General features: G+C 70.8%; 12 protein-coding genes, 5 tRNA genes and 2 pseudogenes. 11 read left to right on the forward strand and 8 right to left on the reverse strand.

The features are described 5' to 3' along the window. A pseudogene (locus tag AB0M20_RS06300) lies at positions 1–669 on the forward strand (glycosyl hydrolase); the annotation flags it as partial. Between the two features lie 14 nt (positions 670–683). Here AB0M20_RS06300 and AB0M20_RS06305 read toward each other — a convergent pair. After that, on the reverse strand, positions 684–2,363 hold the full coding sequence (locus AB0M20_RS06305) for an AMP-binding protein (protein ID WP_364294636.1): 1,680 nt from the start codon (positions 2,361–2,363) through the stop codon (positions 684–686). Positions 2,364–2,462: 99 nt separating this feature from the next. On the opposite strand from AB0M20_RS06305, the gene AB0M20_RS06310 reads away from it, so the two are divergent. Beyond that, the gene (locus tag AB0M20_RS06310; RefSeq protein WP_364294639.1) at positions 2,463–2,759 is read left to right on the forward strand and encodes a hypothetical protein; all 297 of its coding nucleotides are present in this window, start codon (positions 2,463–2,465) and stop codon (positions 2,757–2,759) included. On the opposite strand, the gene AB0M20_RS06315 is transcribed toward AB0M20_RS06310, so the two are convergent. Further along, a complete protein-coding gene (locus AB0M20_RS06315) occupies positions 2,735–3,448 on the reverse strand; it encodes a nucleotidyltransferase domain-containing protein (protein ID WP_364294642.1) in 714 nt (237 codons plus the stop codon). The genes AB0M20_RS06310 and AB0M20_RS06315 overlap by 25 nt on opposite strands. Positions 3,449–3,497: 49 nt before the next feature. Here AB0M20_RS06315 and AB0M20_RS06320 point away from each other — a divergent pair, with 49 nt between their 5' ends. Beyond that, positions 3,498–3,899, forward strand: coding sequence for a hypothetical protein (locus AB0M20_RS06320; RefSeq protein ID WP_364294645.1), 402 nt, complete (start codon positions 3,498–3,500; stop codon positions 3,897–3,899). On the opposite strand, the gene AB0M20_RS06325 is transcribed toward AB0M20_RS06320, so the two are convergent. Both AB0M20_RS06325 and AB0M20_RS06330 read right to left on the reverse strand, forming a co-directional pair. Next, complete coding sequence (locus AB0M20_RS06325; RefSeq protein WP_364294648.1) at positions 3,865–4,866, reverse strand: TAXI family TRAP transporter solute-binding subunit; 1,002 nt, start codon at positions 4,864–4,866, stop codon at positions 3,865–3,867. The genes AB0M20_RS06320 and AB0M20_RS06325 overlap by 35 nt on opposite strands. Next, positions 4,829–6,838, reverse strand: a complete 2,010-nt coding sequence (locus AB0M20_RS06330; RefSeq protein ID WP_364294651.1) for a TRAP transporter fused permease subunit — start codon at positions 6,836–6,838, stop codon at positions 4,829–4,831. Before AB0M20_RS06330 ends, AB0M20_RS06325 begins: the two co-directional genes overlap by 38 nt. A gap of 736 nt (positions 6,839–7,574) precedes the next feature. Between AB0M20_RS06330 and AB0M20_RS06335 the strand changes: the two genes are divergently transcribed. From AB0M20_RS06335 to AB0M20_RS06360, 6 genes are all read left to right on the forward strand, one after another. Then, positions 7,575–7,648, forward strand: a tRNA-Leu gene (locus tag AB0M20_RS06335). A gap of 19 nt (positions 7,649–7,667) precedes the next feature. After that, positions 7,668–7,742: transfer RNA gene (locus tag AB0M20_RS06340), tRNA-Leu, on the forward strand. 11 nt (positions 7,743–7,753) lie between these two features. Beyond that, positions 7,754–7,826 (forward strand) — tRNA-Ala (locus AB0M20_RS06345). A 2-nt stretch (positions 7,827–7,828) separates the two neighbouring features. After that, positions 7,829–7,903: transfer RNA gene (locus AB0M20_RS06350), tRNA-Met, on the forward strand. Between the two features lie 22 nt (positions 7,904–7,925). Next, positions 7,926–8,008: transfer RNA gene (locus AB0M20_RS06355), tRNA-Tyr, on the forward strand. Between the two features lie 54 nt (positions 8,009–8,062). After that, positions 8,063–9,274 carry an MFS transporter gene (locus tag AB0M20_RS06360; protein ID WP_364294654.1) on the forward strand — a complete coding sequence of 404 codons (1,212 nt, stop codon included), beginning with the start codon at positions 8,063–8,065 and terminating at the stop codon, positions 9,272–9,274. Here AB0M20_RS06360 and AB0M20_RS06365 read toward each other — a convergent pair. From AB0M20_RS06365 to AB0M20_RS06380, 4 genes are all read right to left on the reverse strand, one after another. Next, entirely contained in the window at positions 9,252–9,803 is a 552-nt protein-coding gene (locus tag AB0M20_RS06365; protein ID WP_364294657.1) for a GNAT family protein, read from the reverse strand. The two genes, AB0M20_RS06360 and AB0M20_RS06365, sit on opposite strands and share 23 nt — an antisense overlap. Positions 9,804–10,169: 366 nt before the next feature. Continuing rightward, positions 10,170–10,841, reverse strand: a complete 672-nt coding sequence (locus AB0M20_RS06370) for an LD-carboxypeptidase (RefSeq protein WP_364294660.1) — start codon at positions 10,839–10,841, stop codon at positions 10,170–10,172. Continuing rightward, a complete protein-coding gene (locus tag AB0M20_RS06375; RefSeq protein ID WP_364294663.1) occupies positions 10,841–11,725 on the reverse strand; it encodes an LD-carboxypeptidase in 885 nt (294 codons plus the stop codon). Before AB0M20_RS06375 ends, AB0M20_RS06370 begins: the two co-directional genes overlap by 1 nt. Positions 11,726–11,734: 9 nt before the next feature. Further along, positions 11,735–12,106 (reverse strand): hypothetical protein, encoded by a 372-nt coding sequence (locus AB0M20_RS06380; RefSeq protein WP_364294666.1) that lies wholly within the window; start codon positions 12,104–12,106, stop codon positions 11,735–11,737. A gap of 173 nt (positions 12,107–12,279) precedes the next feature. Between AB0M20_RS06380 and AB0M20_RS06385 the strand changes: the two genes are divergently transcribed. Both AB0M20_RS06385 and AB0M20_RS06390 read left to right on the forward strand, forming a co-directional pair. Further along, complete coding sequence (locus AB0M20_RS06385; RefSeq protein WP_364294669.1) at positions 12,280–13,563, forward strand: polysaccharide lyase family 1 protein; 1,284 nt, start codon at positions 12,280–12,282, stop codon at positions 13,561–13,563. A 133-nt stretch (positions 13,564–13,696) separates the two neighbouring features. After that, positions 13,697–14,248, forward strand: a pseudogene (locus tag AB0M20_RS06390) (acetyltransferase); the annotation flags it as partial.

The raw sequence follows: 14,248 nt of genomic DNA on the forward strand, positions 1-14,248 counted from the left end.
GAGACCGGCCCGATCAACTACCAGACCACCTGGTACACCTACCGCAACGACCCCTGGTTCGCCGACAACATGCACTCCGAGCAGCGGTACAGCCTGAACGGATGGCACGACCTCGCGGCCCAGGTCGCCGGTGGGCACGTGAAGTACTTCATCGACGGCGTGCAGGTCGGCGATCACTCCGGGAAGTTCTACCCGCGCCAGACGATGACCATCAACTTCAACCAGTGGTTCATCGACCTCGCCACCCACAGCGGCGGGCTGAGCACCTACCACCAGCAGGTCGACTACCTGCTCTTCGCGAAGAACCAGGTGTTGTCGCCCGCGCAGATCACCGGTGAGGTCAACGCCTACCGGGGCGGCGGCCGGACCTTCGAGGACACTGTGGACACGGCCAGTGGATGCGGGACCCCGCCGACCGATCCGCCGACGACCCCGCCGACGACGCCCCCGACCAACCCGCCGCCGGCGACCGACTGCGGCAACGCCCCGGCGTGGAACGTGAACTCGGTCTACACCGGCGGGCAGCTTGTCAAGCACGAGCGCAGCCGCAACGGCGACCCGAGCGGCCCGCCCTCCGGCGACGGCGTGCACCTCTGGCGCGCGAAGTGGTGGACACAGGGCTCCGAGCCGGGCTGGACCCAGCAGTGGGAGGACCGCGGCCGCTGCTGACGAGCGGCCAAGACTCAGCGGTCGGTGAACTCACCGGCAGGCGCGGCGCCGGGCTCGGAGTGCTTCTCCAGCTCGGCGTCGCGCAGCTGCACCCGCCGGATCTTCCCGGAGATCGTCTTGGGCAGCTCGGCGAACTCCAGCCGCCGGATCCGCGCGAACGGCGACATGTGCTCTCGGCAGTGCTCGAAGATCGCCTTCGCGGTCGCGGCGTCCGCCGCCCAGCCCTCGGCCAGCACCACGTACGCCTTCGGCACGGCCAGCCGCAGCTCGTCCGGCGACGGCACCACCGCGGCCTCGACCACCGCCTCGTGCTCGATCAGCACGCTCTCCAGCTCGAACGGCGAGATCCGGTAGTCGGACGCCTTGAACACGTCGTCGGTGCGGCCCACGTACGTGATGTAGCCGTCCACGTCCCGCGACCCGATGTCCCCGGTGTGGTAGTAGCCGCCGGCCATCCGTTCCGCGGTCAGCTCGTCGTCGCCGTGGTATCCGACCATCAGCCCGAGCGGCCGCGGGTCCAGCGACAGGCAGATCTCGCCCTCGTCGGCCGATTCGCCGGTGGTCGGGTCGAGCAGCACGACACGGTACCCGGGCACCGGCCGGCCCATCGAGCCCGGCTTGACGTTCTGCCCCGGTGTGTTGGCGATCTGCACGGTGGTCTCGGTCTGGCCGAAGCCGTCCCGGATCGTCACCCCCCACGCCCGCTGCACCTGGTCGATGACCTCGGGGTTGAGCGGCTCGCCGGCGCCGACGACCAGCCGCGGCGGCGTCGCCAGCGCGGTCAGGTCCGACTGGATCAGCATCCGCCACACGGTCGGCGGCGCGCAGAAGCTGGTCACCCCGCAGCGCTGCATCTCGGCGAGCAGGCGCGGGCCGTCGAAGCGCGTGTAGTTGTGGATGAAGACGCAGGCCTGCGCGTTCCACGGCGCGAAGACGTTGCTCCAGGCGTGCTTCGCCCAGCCGGGCGAAGAGATGTTGAGGTGTACGTCGCCCGGTTCGAGGCCGATCCAGTACATCGTCGACAGGTGCCCGACGGGATAGCTGGCGTGGGTGTGCTCGACCAGTTTGGGCCGTGCGGTCGTACCCGAGGTGAAGTAGAGCAGGAGGGTGTCGCTCGCGTGCGTCACGCCGTCCGGCGCGAAAGCGCCGTCCGTCCCGTAGGCGTCGGCGAAGTCCAGCCACCCGTCCACGTGCTCGCCCACCGCGATCCGCGTGACGTCGTCGTCGAACTTGCCGGCCGCGCTCGCCAGGGCGATCACGTGTTTCGCCTCGCCGCGGGTCACGCGGTCGCGGGCGTCGGCGGGCCCGAGCAGGGGAGTGGCCGGGATCAGCACGGCGCCGAGCTTGATCGCGGCGAGGATGGTGTCCCACAGCTCGACCTGGTTGCCCAGCATCAGGACGATCCGGTCACCGCGGGCCACGCCCTGCGCGCGCAGCCAGGTCGCCACCTGGTTGGAGCGGTGCGCCATCTCGGCGAACGAGAACCGCTGCTCGCGGCCGTCCTCCTCGACGATCCACAGCGCCGGGCCGTCGTTGCCCTCGGCGATCACGTCGAACCAGTCCAGCGCCCAGTTGAACTCGTCGAGCTCCGGCCAGCCGAACTGCGCGGACGCCTCGGCATAGTCCTCGCGATGCGCCAGCAGGAAGTCCCGGGCCTCCCGGAACTTCGCCGTCCCGACCGTCTCCTGCGCCATCTGACCTCCAGGTCGCTCCCCGTCATCCTGCGCCCTCGCCAAGATCAAGATCAAGATCACGCGGGTACGGGGGTCCCGCGGCGGTGTACCTTTCGTCGCATGCGCGTACCTACGGCGGCGATCACGGCCGGCTCTCTCATCGGCGGCTGGCAGCTCGCCCGGCGCACCGGCATCCGCCCGCTCGGCGGTCTGGTCCTGGCCGCGGGCGGTGTGCTGGCGGGCCGCGAGTGGGCCCGGCGGACCAGCCCGGGCGTGACGGGTGCCCTGGTCGTCGCGTATGTCGGCGCCTTCGGCCTCTCCCACCCGCTGGCCAGGCGCATCGGCTCCTGGCCGGCGGTCCTGACCGTGTCGGCGGCCACCGCAGCGGCCTCCTACGTGGCGGCCGACCGCCGCTGAACCGGCCGGGCGGCGGCGCGGATCAGGTCGATGTCGGTGCCCCACGAGTCCAGCACGTCGGAGTGCCCGCGCTCGCGGGCGAGCGCCTCGACCGCAGGGAAGAGATCCAGCCACGCGTCGGCGAGCCGCGCCGGCATCAGCGCCCGGGTCCAGTCACCGGGCAGCGGGAAGGTCTCCAGCTCCCACCGCAGGTATTTGTTGTACGGCCGGAGCCGTCCGTGCAGCGCGAAGACGGTCTCCAGCAGCCACGGAATGCTCTCCATCTCGTCCAGGCGAGCGGCCTCGGGGAAGCCGTCGCGACGGCTCTTCGCCGCCCGATAAAGCTGATTGAGGTACGCATCCAGCATGGCCCGCGCCGCTTGGACCGCCTCCTCGGGCGTCGGGACGGCCTGCCGCTCGACCAGCGCCGCGATCCTGCCGCCGAGACGGTCCAGCAGCACCTTCGCGCCGCGGTAGCCGTACCGCCGCCAGTGCACCGACGTGTCGGCCAGCCCGTCGACCGTGCACGTCACCTCGTCGAGCCCGGCCGTCCGCGTGTCGTGCCGCCAAGGCTCGTCCTGCTCGGCGACCACGGTCGTCACGTCGTAGTCGGACAACTCGGTGGCCATGCCGCGAGCGCGCGAACCGGTCAGGATCACGCCCAGCACGCGGGGGTCGTCGCGTTCCAGCAGCTGCTCGAGGATATTCATCGGTCTCCGCCAGTTCTTCGGGAGTGAGCCGGACTAGGGTTCTGAGGTTATGAAGACCCGTGCACTGGCTCAGGCGGCGCTCGGCGCCTTCCTGCTCACCGCGGGCGCCGGCCACCTGACCACCAAGCGGCGCGAGTTCCAGGCGCAGGTGCCGTCGTGGTTCCCGGCCGACCCCGACAAGGTGGTCGTCGTGTCCGGCTACGTCGAGCTGGCGCTGGGCACGGCGCTGCTGACCACGTGGCGGCAGCCCGGCCGCCGCCTGCTGGGGCGGGCGGTCGCCGCTTTCTTCGTCGGGGTCTTCCCCGGCAACATCGCGCAGTGGGCCGAGCACCGGGACGGCTTCGGCCTGGACACCGACCGCAAGCGAGCGCTGCGCCTGCTCGGTCAGCCGGCGCTGATCGCCTGGGCCCTCGCGGCTACTGCGGAGCCTTCAGGTCGTCGAGTGCCTTGACCGCTCCGCGGTGCAGGGGCACCGGGTCGGTCTTGCGTGCCGTGTCCAGGCTGATCTCCTTGGCCGCCGCGTTCGCCTGCTCGAGCTGAGGCTTGCGGTCGAAGAGGGCCTTGGTCAGCACACACGCCACGTTCGCGTCCAGGTCGTTCTTCACCAGCAATAGGTTGGGGACGACGATGGTCTTCACCTCCGCCGGGGTCTTGTAGGTCGCGGCCGGGATCGTGCCCTCCTCGTACACCGGATTGATCTTCTTCATCTCCGGCAGCAGCGAGGTGATGTCGAGGAACTGCACCTGCGCGGCGGAGGTCGTCAGCAGGTCGGTGACACCGGGGGTGGGCAGGCCGCCCGACCAGAACATGGCGTCGATGTTGCCGTCCTTCATGCCATCGACGGTCTTGGTCAGGTCCAGCTTCTGCGCGCTGATGTCCTTCGCCGGGTCGAGACCGCCCGCCTTGAGGATGCGGTTGGCGATCACCTCGGTGCCGCTCTTCGGTGACCCGGTGGAGACGCGCTTGCCCTTCATCGAGGCCACGTCGGTGATGCCGGCGGACTTGCGGACGATGACCTGCGTGTAGTTGGTGTGGATGCGGGAGATCGCGGCGATCGGCTGCTTCGCGGTGAAGCTGCCGGTGCCGTTGACCGCGTCCGCCGCGGTGTCGGCCAGCGAGAACGCGAGCCCGAAAGTGCCGGCGACGAGCTGCTGGATGTTCTGCACCGAGGCGCCGGTCTCGGAGGCGGTGGCCTTCACCTTGCCGCCGGTGGCGCCGAGTTGTTCGGCGTACGCGTTGCCGAGTGCGAAGTAGACGCCCGTGGTGTTGCCGGTCGCGATGCCGATCCGGGTCTCGTTCGCCACCTCGCAGGTGACCTCGCCGCCCGCGTCGGTGGTGGCGGCGTCCTGCCGCCCGCCGCACGCGACGAGAGCCGTAGCGCTAAGAAGTAGGGCCGTCGTAGCTTTGAGCAGTTTCATGACTCCCCGTTCTCTTGTGTAGGTAGGCCAGTCCAGCGGCCACGGCGAGCGCGATCACGCCGGCCGCGATGGTGGTCGGTGCCAGGTAGAGCAGAAGAAGGCCGGCCAGCCCGCCCAGGATCCGGGCGGCCAGGGGCGCCGGGCCGATGCCGAAGATCCAGCCGCCGGTGGCGACGGCGAGGCCGAACACCGCGAGCATGGCGGCCAGGGTGGTCCACACGATCCCCAGGAACGGCCCGCGGGCCAGCAGGTACTCGCCCGGTCCGGTGAGCACGAAGGCGATCGGCGCCAGGAAGGCCGGCAGTGCGTACTTGAGGGCCTGCCACATCGTGGGCACGGTGCGTCCGCCGGTGATCGCGCTCGCGCCGACGGCAGCCAGGGCGGTCGGCGGGGTCACCTCGGAGAGCACCGAGTAGTAGAAGACGAACATCGCCGCGGCCGCGGGGCTGACACCGAGGCCGAGCAGCGCCGGGCCGATGATCACCCAGCCGATGATGAAGCTGGCGGTGACCGGGACGGCCAGGCCGAGGATGGCGAGGGCGATCGCGGCGAGCACGACGGTCAGCGCCAGCACCGCGGTCGGGTTGTCGGTGACCGCCCGGGCCCCGCTGACCAGCAGGCTGGCGAGCTGCGCGCCGAGGCCGGTCTTGGTGGTCGTGGCGGTGATGATGCCCGCGGCGGCGCACACCGCGGCGACCGGCAGCACGCCGCGCACCCCGGCGGAGAGCGCCTGGAAGAGGCGCCGCGGGGTGAGCCAGTTGCGGCGGTCCAGGAAGGAGAGAGCCGCGGCGAAGACGGTCGCGTACACCACGGCGCGGGTGGCGCTGATGCCGAGGGCGAGCAGCACCACGATCAGGATCAGCGAGGAGAAGTGGTAGCCGAAGCGGAGCAGCAGCCGCCGCGCCGAGGTCTGTGGCACGTCGAGCGCCTTGACGTTGAAGCGGCGTACGTCGATCTCGACCGCCAGCAGGATGCCGAGGTAGTAGAGGACGGTCGGGATCATCGCCCAGCCGAGCACCGTCAGGTAGGACACGTCGAGGTACTCGGCCACGATGAACGCCGCCGCGCCGAGGGTGGGCGGGGACAGGATCGCGCCGACGCCGGCCGCGGCCAGCATGCCGCCGGCCTGCTCGGGCGGGTAGCCGGCCCGCTTGAGCATCGGCCAGGTCACCGCGCCCACGCTCACCGCGGTGGCCGTGCCCGAGCCGGAGACGGTGCCGAGCAGGAAGCCGGCGGCGACAGCGGTGCGGCCCGCGGCGCTGCGCGACTTGCGGAAGGCGGCGACCGACAGGTCGACGAAGAAGCGGCTGGCCCCGGAGATGTCGAGCACGGCGCCGTAGATGGTGAACAGCACGATGTACGTGGCCGCGACGTCCAGCGGGGTGCCGTAGAACCCGCTGCCCGAGTTGAACAACGCGTCGACGATCTGCCCGAAGTCGAGGCCGACGTGGGCGATCGGCCAGTTCTGCGGCAGCAGGCCGCCGTAGTAGCCGTACGCGAGGAACGCGGCACAGACGATCGGCAGCGCCCACCCGGTCGTGCGGCGGCATGCCTCCACGACGAGCAGCAGCAGGATCGCGCCGGCCACGATGTCATCGGTCTCGAGCAGGCCCTGCCGGTTGAGGAACCCGTCGTAGCCGCCGTTGAACGGGTTCAGCGGATAGAGGCAGACGATCAACGCCAGCACCGCCAGCGACCAGTCCAGAATGGTCGGCCGGTCCTTGCTGCCGAACCCGGGGTGGTAGGACAGGAAGACCAGCGGAAGCGTGCCGGCCAGGAAGATGATCAGGTAGAACTGGCTGCCCTGGGCGAGGGGCCGGAACACCTCCCACAGCACCAGCAGCGCGACCAGGAAGGCGACGGCCGCGACGCCGAGCGCGACGCGACCGGTGAGCTCACGGGCCGGGCGTTCCTCGTCGTCATAGTGGACGGCAGGCGGATGCTCCGTCACCAGAGATCGACTGTCGCCCATGACCGGACATTACCGTGACGGCCGACCTCACGCGTCCAGGATTTCTCACGCATCCAGGAATCTGAGCACCCGCCGGCACCCGGCGATGATCGGTATCGGTGGATGACAGGTCCGCGTCGGCGTCGCCGACCGCGAACAGCACCGTGAACGCATATCTGACGACCGGCGCGTTGCCGGCCGCCGACGTCGATTGTTGAAATTGCTCCGGTAAAGGCATTGCGAAATGGTCCGCGCTCTCGCTATCGTTTCTATCAGCCACGCCGCCAGGGCGCGGCGCAGACTGAAGGAGTTCGAGATGACTCGGCAGGCCGCCACCAGCGCGCGACGGCTATCGCCGCGCCATGGGGCCGTTGCCGTTCTGCTCGGTTCCGATGGCACGTATGAGCTTCTGGGCCTCGAGGGGGCCGGTCCGCGGCGCGGGTGACGCACCAGCGCTGAGCCGCCCCTCCCGGTCCGGGTTGGGCGGCTTTTCGTCGCCGTCAATTCGGTGGGGGACCGCCGGCGCACACTTCTCCGAGGCGGGCGGAAGAGCCTTTCCTCTTGAGCGGTAATCGAGTCGGCGCCTTTACTGAATGGCTCATGCGCAATTCTTGAGACAAGCATTTTCGGGGGACGAGAGGCGGCGGTCCGGTCGCCGGGCCGGCTGCGGCGGAACGCGCGTCGTGGCTCGCTGGTGGGGATCACTTGCGCTACCCCGCCAACGATCCGGAACGCCGCCTCTCGTGGATCAAGGCACGCCCTCGTGGCCCAACTGGCAGAGGCACGGCGTCGAGAGCGCCGTTGGTGCGCGTTCGACTCGCGCCGAGGGCACGCAAGCAGGCAGGTTCAGGCCCGGGTAGCCCAATTGGCAGGAGGCACGCCGTTCAGGTCGGCGACAGTGCGCGTTCGAATCGCGCTCCGGGTACGTGATGTGAAGGGCTCGTAGCTCATCTGGGAGAGCGCCCGCCTTGCAAGCGGGAGGCAGCCGGTTCGATCCCGGCCGGGTCCACACGCAGGGTGGAGCAGCTCGGAGTGCTCGCGGGTTTCATAGGCCCGAGGTCGAGGGTTCAAATCCCTCCCCTGCAACGATGCGGGCCCGGCCCGCCGAGCGGGTGCGCCGACGCGGGAGGGTCGGGACTGCCTGTAAAACAGTTGCTCAGCGCCTAGGGGGTTCGAATCCCTCCACCCGCACAAGCAGGAAAATACGCAGGGCGGTGAGCCGGGCGGTACTACGGTGGCCTTCCGATGCGCGTACTCCTCGAATCCGTCCTGCCCCGCCGGCTCGGCACCGACTTCCGCCGGCTGCTGGCATCGTCGTGGAGCACCAACCTCGGCGACGGCATCGCGGCCGCGGCCGGCCCGCTGCTGCTCACCCGGCTCACCGACGACCCGTTCCTGATCTCCCTCGCCGCCCTGCTGCGCTGGGCCCCGCCGCTGATCTTCGGCCTCTATGCGGGCGCGCTCGCCGACCGGCTCGACCGGCGCGGCATCATCGTCACCGCCAACCTGCTCCGCGCCGTCATCCTGGTCGCGCTCGTGGCCGGGCTGGCGGCGGGCGTCGTGACGGTCCTGCCGGCGCTGATCGCACTCGGGCTCTTGGCGACCGCCGAGGTCTTCGCCGACGGCACCGCGTCCACCCTGGCGCCGATGCTGGTCGGCCGCGACGACCTGGCGCTGGCGAATGCGCGACTGCAGGCGGGCTTCATCACCCTCAACCAGCTCGTCGGCCCGGCGCTCGGTGCCGTCCTGTTCGCCGCCGGGGTGGTCTGGCCGTTCGTGGCGGAGGCGGCGCTGGTGGCGGCCGGTGTGCTGGTCCTGGCCGGGATCTCACTGCCGCCGTACAGTCGTGAGCCGTCGGGGATCCGCCGCGACATCGCCGAGGGACTGCGCTGGACCGTTCGCCACCCGGCCGTCCGTACCCTGTCACTCACGATCTTGATCTTCAACTTCACCTTCGGTGCCGCCTGGTCGGTCCTCGTGCTCTACGCCACCGAGCGGCTCGGCCTCGGCGCGGTGGGCTTCGGCCTGGTCAGCACGGTCTCCGCGGCGGGCGGCCTGGTGGGGGTGGCAGCCTACGGCTGGATCACCCGCCGCGTCAGCCTGGGCAACGTGATGCGCGCCGGTCTGATCCTCGAGACGCTGACCCACCTGGGCCTGGCGCTGACGACCACGCCGTGGGTGGCGATGCCGATCTTCTTCGTCTTCGGGGCGCACGCCTTCATCTGGCACACGACGTCGATCACGGTCCGCCAGCGCGCCGTCCCCACGGCGCTGATGGGTCGCGTGAACAGCGTCAACACGATCAGTGTCTACGGCGGCCTGGTGGTCGGCTCGGCGATCGGCGGCACGCTGGCCACCCACTTCGGCGTGGTGGCGCCGTTCTGGTTCGCCTTCGCCGGCTCGGCCGTCTTCGTGATCCTGATCTGGCGAGCGCTCAGCGCGGTGACTCACGACTGACATCGTCGCGCAGCCGGCTGTAGAGATAACCGTCGCGCCACTGCCCGGCGCGAAACTCGCAGGACCGGATCACACCCTCGAGCTGGAAGCCGGCCTTCTCCAGCGCCTTCTGCTCGGCGACGTTCTCGGGATGGGTGCCGGCCTGGATGCGCTGCACCGGCGTGTGGGTGAACAGGTAGTCACACAGCATCGCCTGCGCGCGCCAGCCGATGCCCCGCCCGCGCCACGCGGGGAGCAAAGCGATCCCGATCTCCCAGTGCTTCGCCGGCCCCAACGTCCCGGGCCGCCAGCTCACATACCCGGCCGCCCCATGCTCGTCGCCGACGTCGACCATCAGCCGCCCGTCGTCGTCGCCGAGAAAGCCGTCGATCGCGAACTGCCGAGCAGGCGCCTGCGCATCACGGAAGCCACTCCAGTCCAGACCGATGAGCCCGGGCTCGACAGCGAACCGCCGAAACATCGCAAGATCATCCTCAACGACCGGCCGCAGCCGCACCGACACATCAGTCACAACTTCCTCCAAGATCAAATTCATCCGGGTACGAGCGACGAAAAGCCACCCGCACACACCCGCAAGCAGGGCGTCGGCTCACCGCCTCTGCCCAGCCGCCGGGCGGTCGGCTCGGTCACCCTGTGGATAACCCGAGGAGATTGTCATACCAGCGCCCTACTCTCCGACCCACCCAGTGCAGGGGTGGGGGAGGCGGCGGGCGGCGGCTTCTGGTGCACCCCGCTGACCGGGTTTCGGTCTGCCGGGCTGCGTGCGCGAGCCGGGCTGTCATGTGTCGCTGCCTGTGGAGACGCGGCGGCCTTCGTCATACGCGGGCCCTAGTCTGTGACCCACCCAGTGCAGGGGTGGGGGAGGCGGCGGGCGGCGGCTTCGGTCGCGCGTCCCTCAGCTCACGGCCGCGTCGATTGTGAGCGTGCGCTTCGTCGCGTCCAGGTGGGCGTTCGTGCCGATGGGGACCGCCGGCCGGCCAGGGCCGATCGGCAAGCCGGTCAGGACCGGCACGGTCAGTCGGCTCAGGTGGTCGTGCAGGACGTCCCGCAAGGTCCAGCCACGGTCCACGTAGCCGTCGAAGCCGGTGAACACGCCCACCGCCACCGCCGCGACGCTGCCCCGGATGCCCGCTCGGCGCAGGTGGGTCAGTTGCCGATCGACCTGGCCCAGGCCTTGGGTGCGCTCGCCGGTCAGGAGCAGGATCGCGCCGGTCAGATCGGGCAGGCCGGCGCCGATCATGGCCCGGACGGCGGCCAGGCTGCCGCCGAGCAACGTCCCCGATGCGTGGCCCGATGCCTGGCTCGTGCGGGCCTTTGACGCGCAGAGCTTGATCGGTGCCAGCTCCGGCTGGTCCGAGCCGTGGTAGCCGACCGAACCGCAGCGGCGCCACAGTTCCAAGTGGACGAATGTCGTGTCGCCCGTGCCGATGATCGGCTTCGGGTCGCGGCGCACCGCCGCCACGTCCAGGTCGTCGAGGATGCGGTAACCGGCTACGCGGATCGCCCGCACCGCCGGATCGCGCAAGGCCGCGTTCAGGTCGGCCGGGGTGACGTCGACGATGCGCATCAGGCCACCGCCGACTCGGCCGTCAGCGTGCCGGCCTCCGTGTCGATCGTCGCCCACGTGCCCAGCGGAACGCAGACCTGGTCCGGCATGTGCCCGAACGGCAGCCCGCTCAGGATCGGCACTCCCAGATCGCCCAGCCGGGCCGACAGCACCTCCACCGCCGACTCCGGCCCCGGCGACGCCACCGCGGGATCCAGGCCGGCGAGGTCGCCGATGGCGAAGCCGCGTACCCCCTGCAGTGCGCCGCCGCGCCGCAACGCCCACAGGAAGCGGTCGAAGTGCGGGTTCTGCGCTCCCTCCAGGCACACGATCGTTCCGGCCAGCGACGGCAGGCCCGCGCCGACGAAGTTGCTGATCGCGCCGGCCAGGCCGCCGATCAGGATCCCGCTCGCCCGGCCGGGCACCAGCGGCTCGGCCGGCGATGCGTGCACCGTCACCGGCCCGGCGTCGAAGAGCAGGTGACGCGCCGACTCGTCGGTGCGCCCGCCGGTGCCGACGCACCCGTGTATCGAGGCCACCCCCGTCCGGGCCCACATGGCCAGGTGCAGGTTGGTGATGTCGCTGAAGCCGACCACCGGCTTGGGATCGGCGCGTACGGCGTCGAAGTCGATGCCGTCGACGATGCGGTACGCGCCCGCGCCGCCGGTCGTCGTCACCACCGCGCGAACCCCCGGGTCACGCAGGGCGTCGTTCAGGTCGGCGAGGCGATCCTCGTCGGGCCCCGCCATGTAGCCGTGCCGGGCCAGCGCCGACGCTCCTAGCTCCGGCCGCAACCCCCAACCGGCGAGCGTCGCGGCGACCTGGTCGGCCCAGCCGTCGTCGGGAAAGCTGGCCGGCGACACCAGGCGTACCCGATCGCCCTCTCGAAGCCTGCGCCCCCGCACCGCCGCAACCTATCGCGCGGTTCGCACCTCGCGTCGCGCGGCCACCGAGCCCGCCGCCAAGGCGACGACGGCGCCCGCCAACTGGATCACGGTGCCGATGATCCCGCCGACGCCCGCGTCGCCGGTCAGGTTGCCGGTGCCGGTGCCGCTGATGATGCTGGACAGCGCGAAGCCGACGATGATGAACAAGCCGAGGAAGGCGCCGAGCGCGGGCGCCCAAGACCACCGGAGCAGGCCGACGAGCACGGCGCCGGCGGTGAGGATCAACAGGCCCGGCGGCGGGTAGAACGGGAACTCCACCCCGGCCGCCCAGAGCAGTCCGATGCCGATCGCGCCGGCGACCAGGCCCGCCACGGTGATGGTGCGCGGTGAAAGTGTCATCCGCCCAGGTTCGGGAAAGCGCGGGCTGAAGTCGTCGGGCGAGAAGCGGCGATCGGCGTACGCACGCGGGCGTAGAGCACTGCAAACTTCCTGCACGTTCCACTCCATTGACTCGGCTCGATCGGCGTGTCACGGTACGCCTGGTAAGCGCTTTCCTGCATCAGGAGTGGCACATGCGTGGTCGCCTCATCGCCGCCGTCGTCGCGGCGACACTCGTCTCGAGCGGCCTCGCCGCACCGGCCGCCGCCTCGCCGGGGTGGTTCGCCTGTCAGCCGCTGCCCGCGAACGACGGCTGGGCCGCGGCGGGGGCCGGCACCACCGGCGGCTCCGCTGCCGACGACGAGCACGTCGTGGTGGTGCGCGACCGGGCCGAGCTGATCGCGGCGGTCGCCGGCGACGTCCCGAAAATCGTGCTGGTCAGCGGGCACATCGACATGAACGGCGGCCTGACCTGCGCCGACTACGCCGACCCGGGGTACGACCTGGGCGCGTTCCTGGCCGCCTACGACCCCGCGGTCTGGGGCCGGGCGACCAAGCCGACCGGCCCGCTGGAGGATGCCCGGGTCCGGTCCGCGCGCCGGCAGGGCGAGCAGATCCGGGTCAACGTCGGATCGAACACCACGATCGCCGGCCTTCGCGGGGCGCGGATCGACGGCGGCAACCTGTTGCTCACCAACGTCAGCAACGTCATCGTGCGCGGCATCGAGTTCACCGACGCGGCCGATTGCTTCCCGGCCTGGGACCCGACCGACGGCGAGGCCGGCAACTGGAACTCGCTCTACGACCTGGTCACGCTCAGCGGCGCGACGAACGTCTGGATCGACCACAACTCGTTCAGCGACGGCGACAACCCCGACTCGGCGCAGCCGCTCTACTTCGGCCGGCCGTACCAGGTGCACGACGGCGCGTCCGACATCATCCGCGGTTCCGACCTGGTCACCGTGTCCTACAACGACTATCACCACCACGACAAGACGATGCTGATCGGCTCGACCGACACCCCGGGCGTCGACGTCGGGAAGCTGCGCGTCACGCTGCACCACAACCGGTTCGCCGATGTGCTGCAGCGGGCGCCGCGGGTGCGGTTCGGTCAGGTGGACGTCTACAACAACTTGTTCGTTGTCACCGACGAGAACTATTCGTACTCGATCGGCGTCGGTGTCGAGTCGGCCGTCTACGCGCAGAACAACTTCTTCGTGCTCGGCGGCGACGTCGCGGCCGCAGACGTGATCCGGTATTGGAAGGGCACGCGGATCACCGCGATCGGGTCGCTCGTCTCCGCCGGTGGGCGGCTGCCGCGGCCGGTGGATCTGGTTGCGGCGTACAACGCGGCGTACGACCCGGATCTGTCCCCGGACGCGGGCTGGACGCCGACGCTCCGCCGGCGGCTCGACCCGGCTGTGGCCGTACCTCTCGTGGTCCTGACCTCGGCCGGCGCCCGCCACCTCCAGAGGTAGCCAGGGAGGTATGGTGGGCGGCACGCCACCAGACCGGGAGGAGGTCAGAACCATGTCCGATGTTCTGCGCCCCGCCCGCGTCACGGCGTTCACGCGGCACTGAGTCCGGGGCGTCCTGCCCCTGGAGTGCCTCATGTCGCATCTTGTCGTCCGTCCGCTCGTCGCGGGCGAGGAAAGTCTCTTCGAGTCCATGCCCGACCCCTTGCCGCAGGTCGGCAAGGTGGGTTATGCCGACGGCCTCGCCACCGGCGGCTATCGGCCCGACCGGACCTGGGTCGCGATCGACCGCGGCCGGCTGGTCGGCCGCGCCGCATGGGTGTTGCCGCCCGGCGCCGTCGGGCGGCCCTGGCTGGAACGCTTCGACCTGCTCGCCGAGCCCACCTTCGGCGCCCGGCTGCTCGACGCGGCGCACGAGGCCCTCGGCGGGCCGATGCCCTACTACGCGGCGGTGCCGGCGCACTGGCGTGACGACCCCGCGACCGTCGCCGTCATGGCGGCGCCGCTGGCGGCCGCTCGCCTGGCCGGCCTGGTCGAGACCGGCGAGCGGCTGCGCTACAGCTGGGCGGGCGGTGAGCTGCCGCCACCGGCGAAGGGCATCCGGCCGGCGGCCGGCTTCGATGAGGTCGTCGCGCGCCTCGCCGAGCCCGACGTGCTGACCGGGCGGGAGACCGCGCTGGCGGTGGCC

The sequence above is a fragment of the Actinoplanes sp. NPDC051633 genome, assembly GCF_040681735.1.
In the GTDB taxonomy this organism is placed as follows: Bacteria; Actinomycetota; Actinomycetes; order Mycobacteriales; family Micromonosporaceae; genus Actinoplanes.

What these genes read in the sequence shown, in the direction of transcription:
- AB0M20_RS06305 (WP_364294636.1), bottom strand. Translation starts at nt 2,363, where the DNA reads ATGGCGCAGGAGACGGTCGGGACGGCGAAGTTCCGGGAGGCCCGGGAC.
- AB0M20_RS06360 (WP_364294654.1), top strand. Translation starts at nt 8,063, where the DNA reads ATGCGCGTACTCCTCGAATCCGTCCTGCCCCGCCGGCTCGGCACCGAC.
- AB0M20_RS06380 (WP_364294666.1), bottom strand. Translation starts at nt 12,106, where the DNA reads ATGACACTTTCACCGCGCACCATCACCGTGGCGGGCCTGGTCGCCGGC.
- AB0M20_RS06310 (WP_364294639.1), top strand. Translation starts at nt 2,463, where the DNA reads ATGCGCGTACCTACGGCGGCGATCACGGCCGGCTCTCTCATCGGCGGC.
- AB0M20_RS06315 (WP_364294642.1), bottom strand. Translation starts at nt 3,448, where the DNA reads ATGAATATCCTCGAGCAGCTGCTGGAACGCGACGACCCCCGCGTGCTG.
- AB0M20_RS06325 (WP_364294648.1), bottom strand. Translation starts at nt 4,866, where the DNA reads ATGAAACTGCTCAAAGCTACGACGGCCCTACTTCTTAGCGCTACGGCT.
- AB0M20_RS06370 (WP_364294660.1), bottom strand. Translation starts at nt 10,841, where the DNA reads ATGCGCATCGTCGACGTCACCCCGGCCGACCTGAACGCGGCCTTGCGC.
- AB0M20_RS06320 (WP_364294645.1), top strand. Translation starts at nt 3,498, where the DNA reads ATGAAGACCCGTGCACTGGCTCAGGCGGCGCTCGGCGCCTTCCTGCTC.
- AB0M20_RS06385 (WP_364294669.1), top strand. Translation starts at nt 12,280, where the DNA reads ATGCGTGGTCGCCTCATCGCCGCCGTCGTCGCGGCGACACTCGTCTCG.
- AB0M20_RS06330 (WP_364294651.1), bottom strand. Translation starts at nt 6,838, where the DNA reads ATGGGCGACAGTCGATCTCTGGTGACGGAGCATCCGCCTGCCGTCCAC.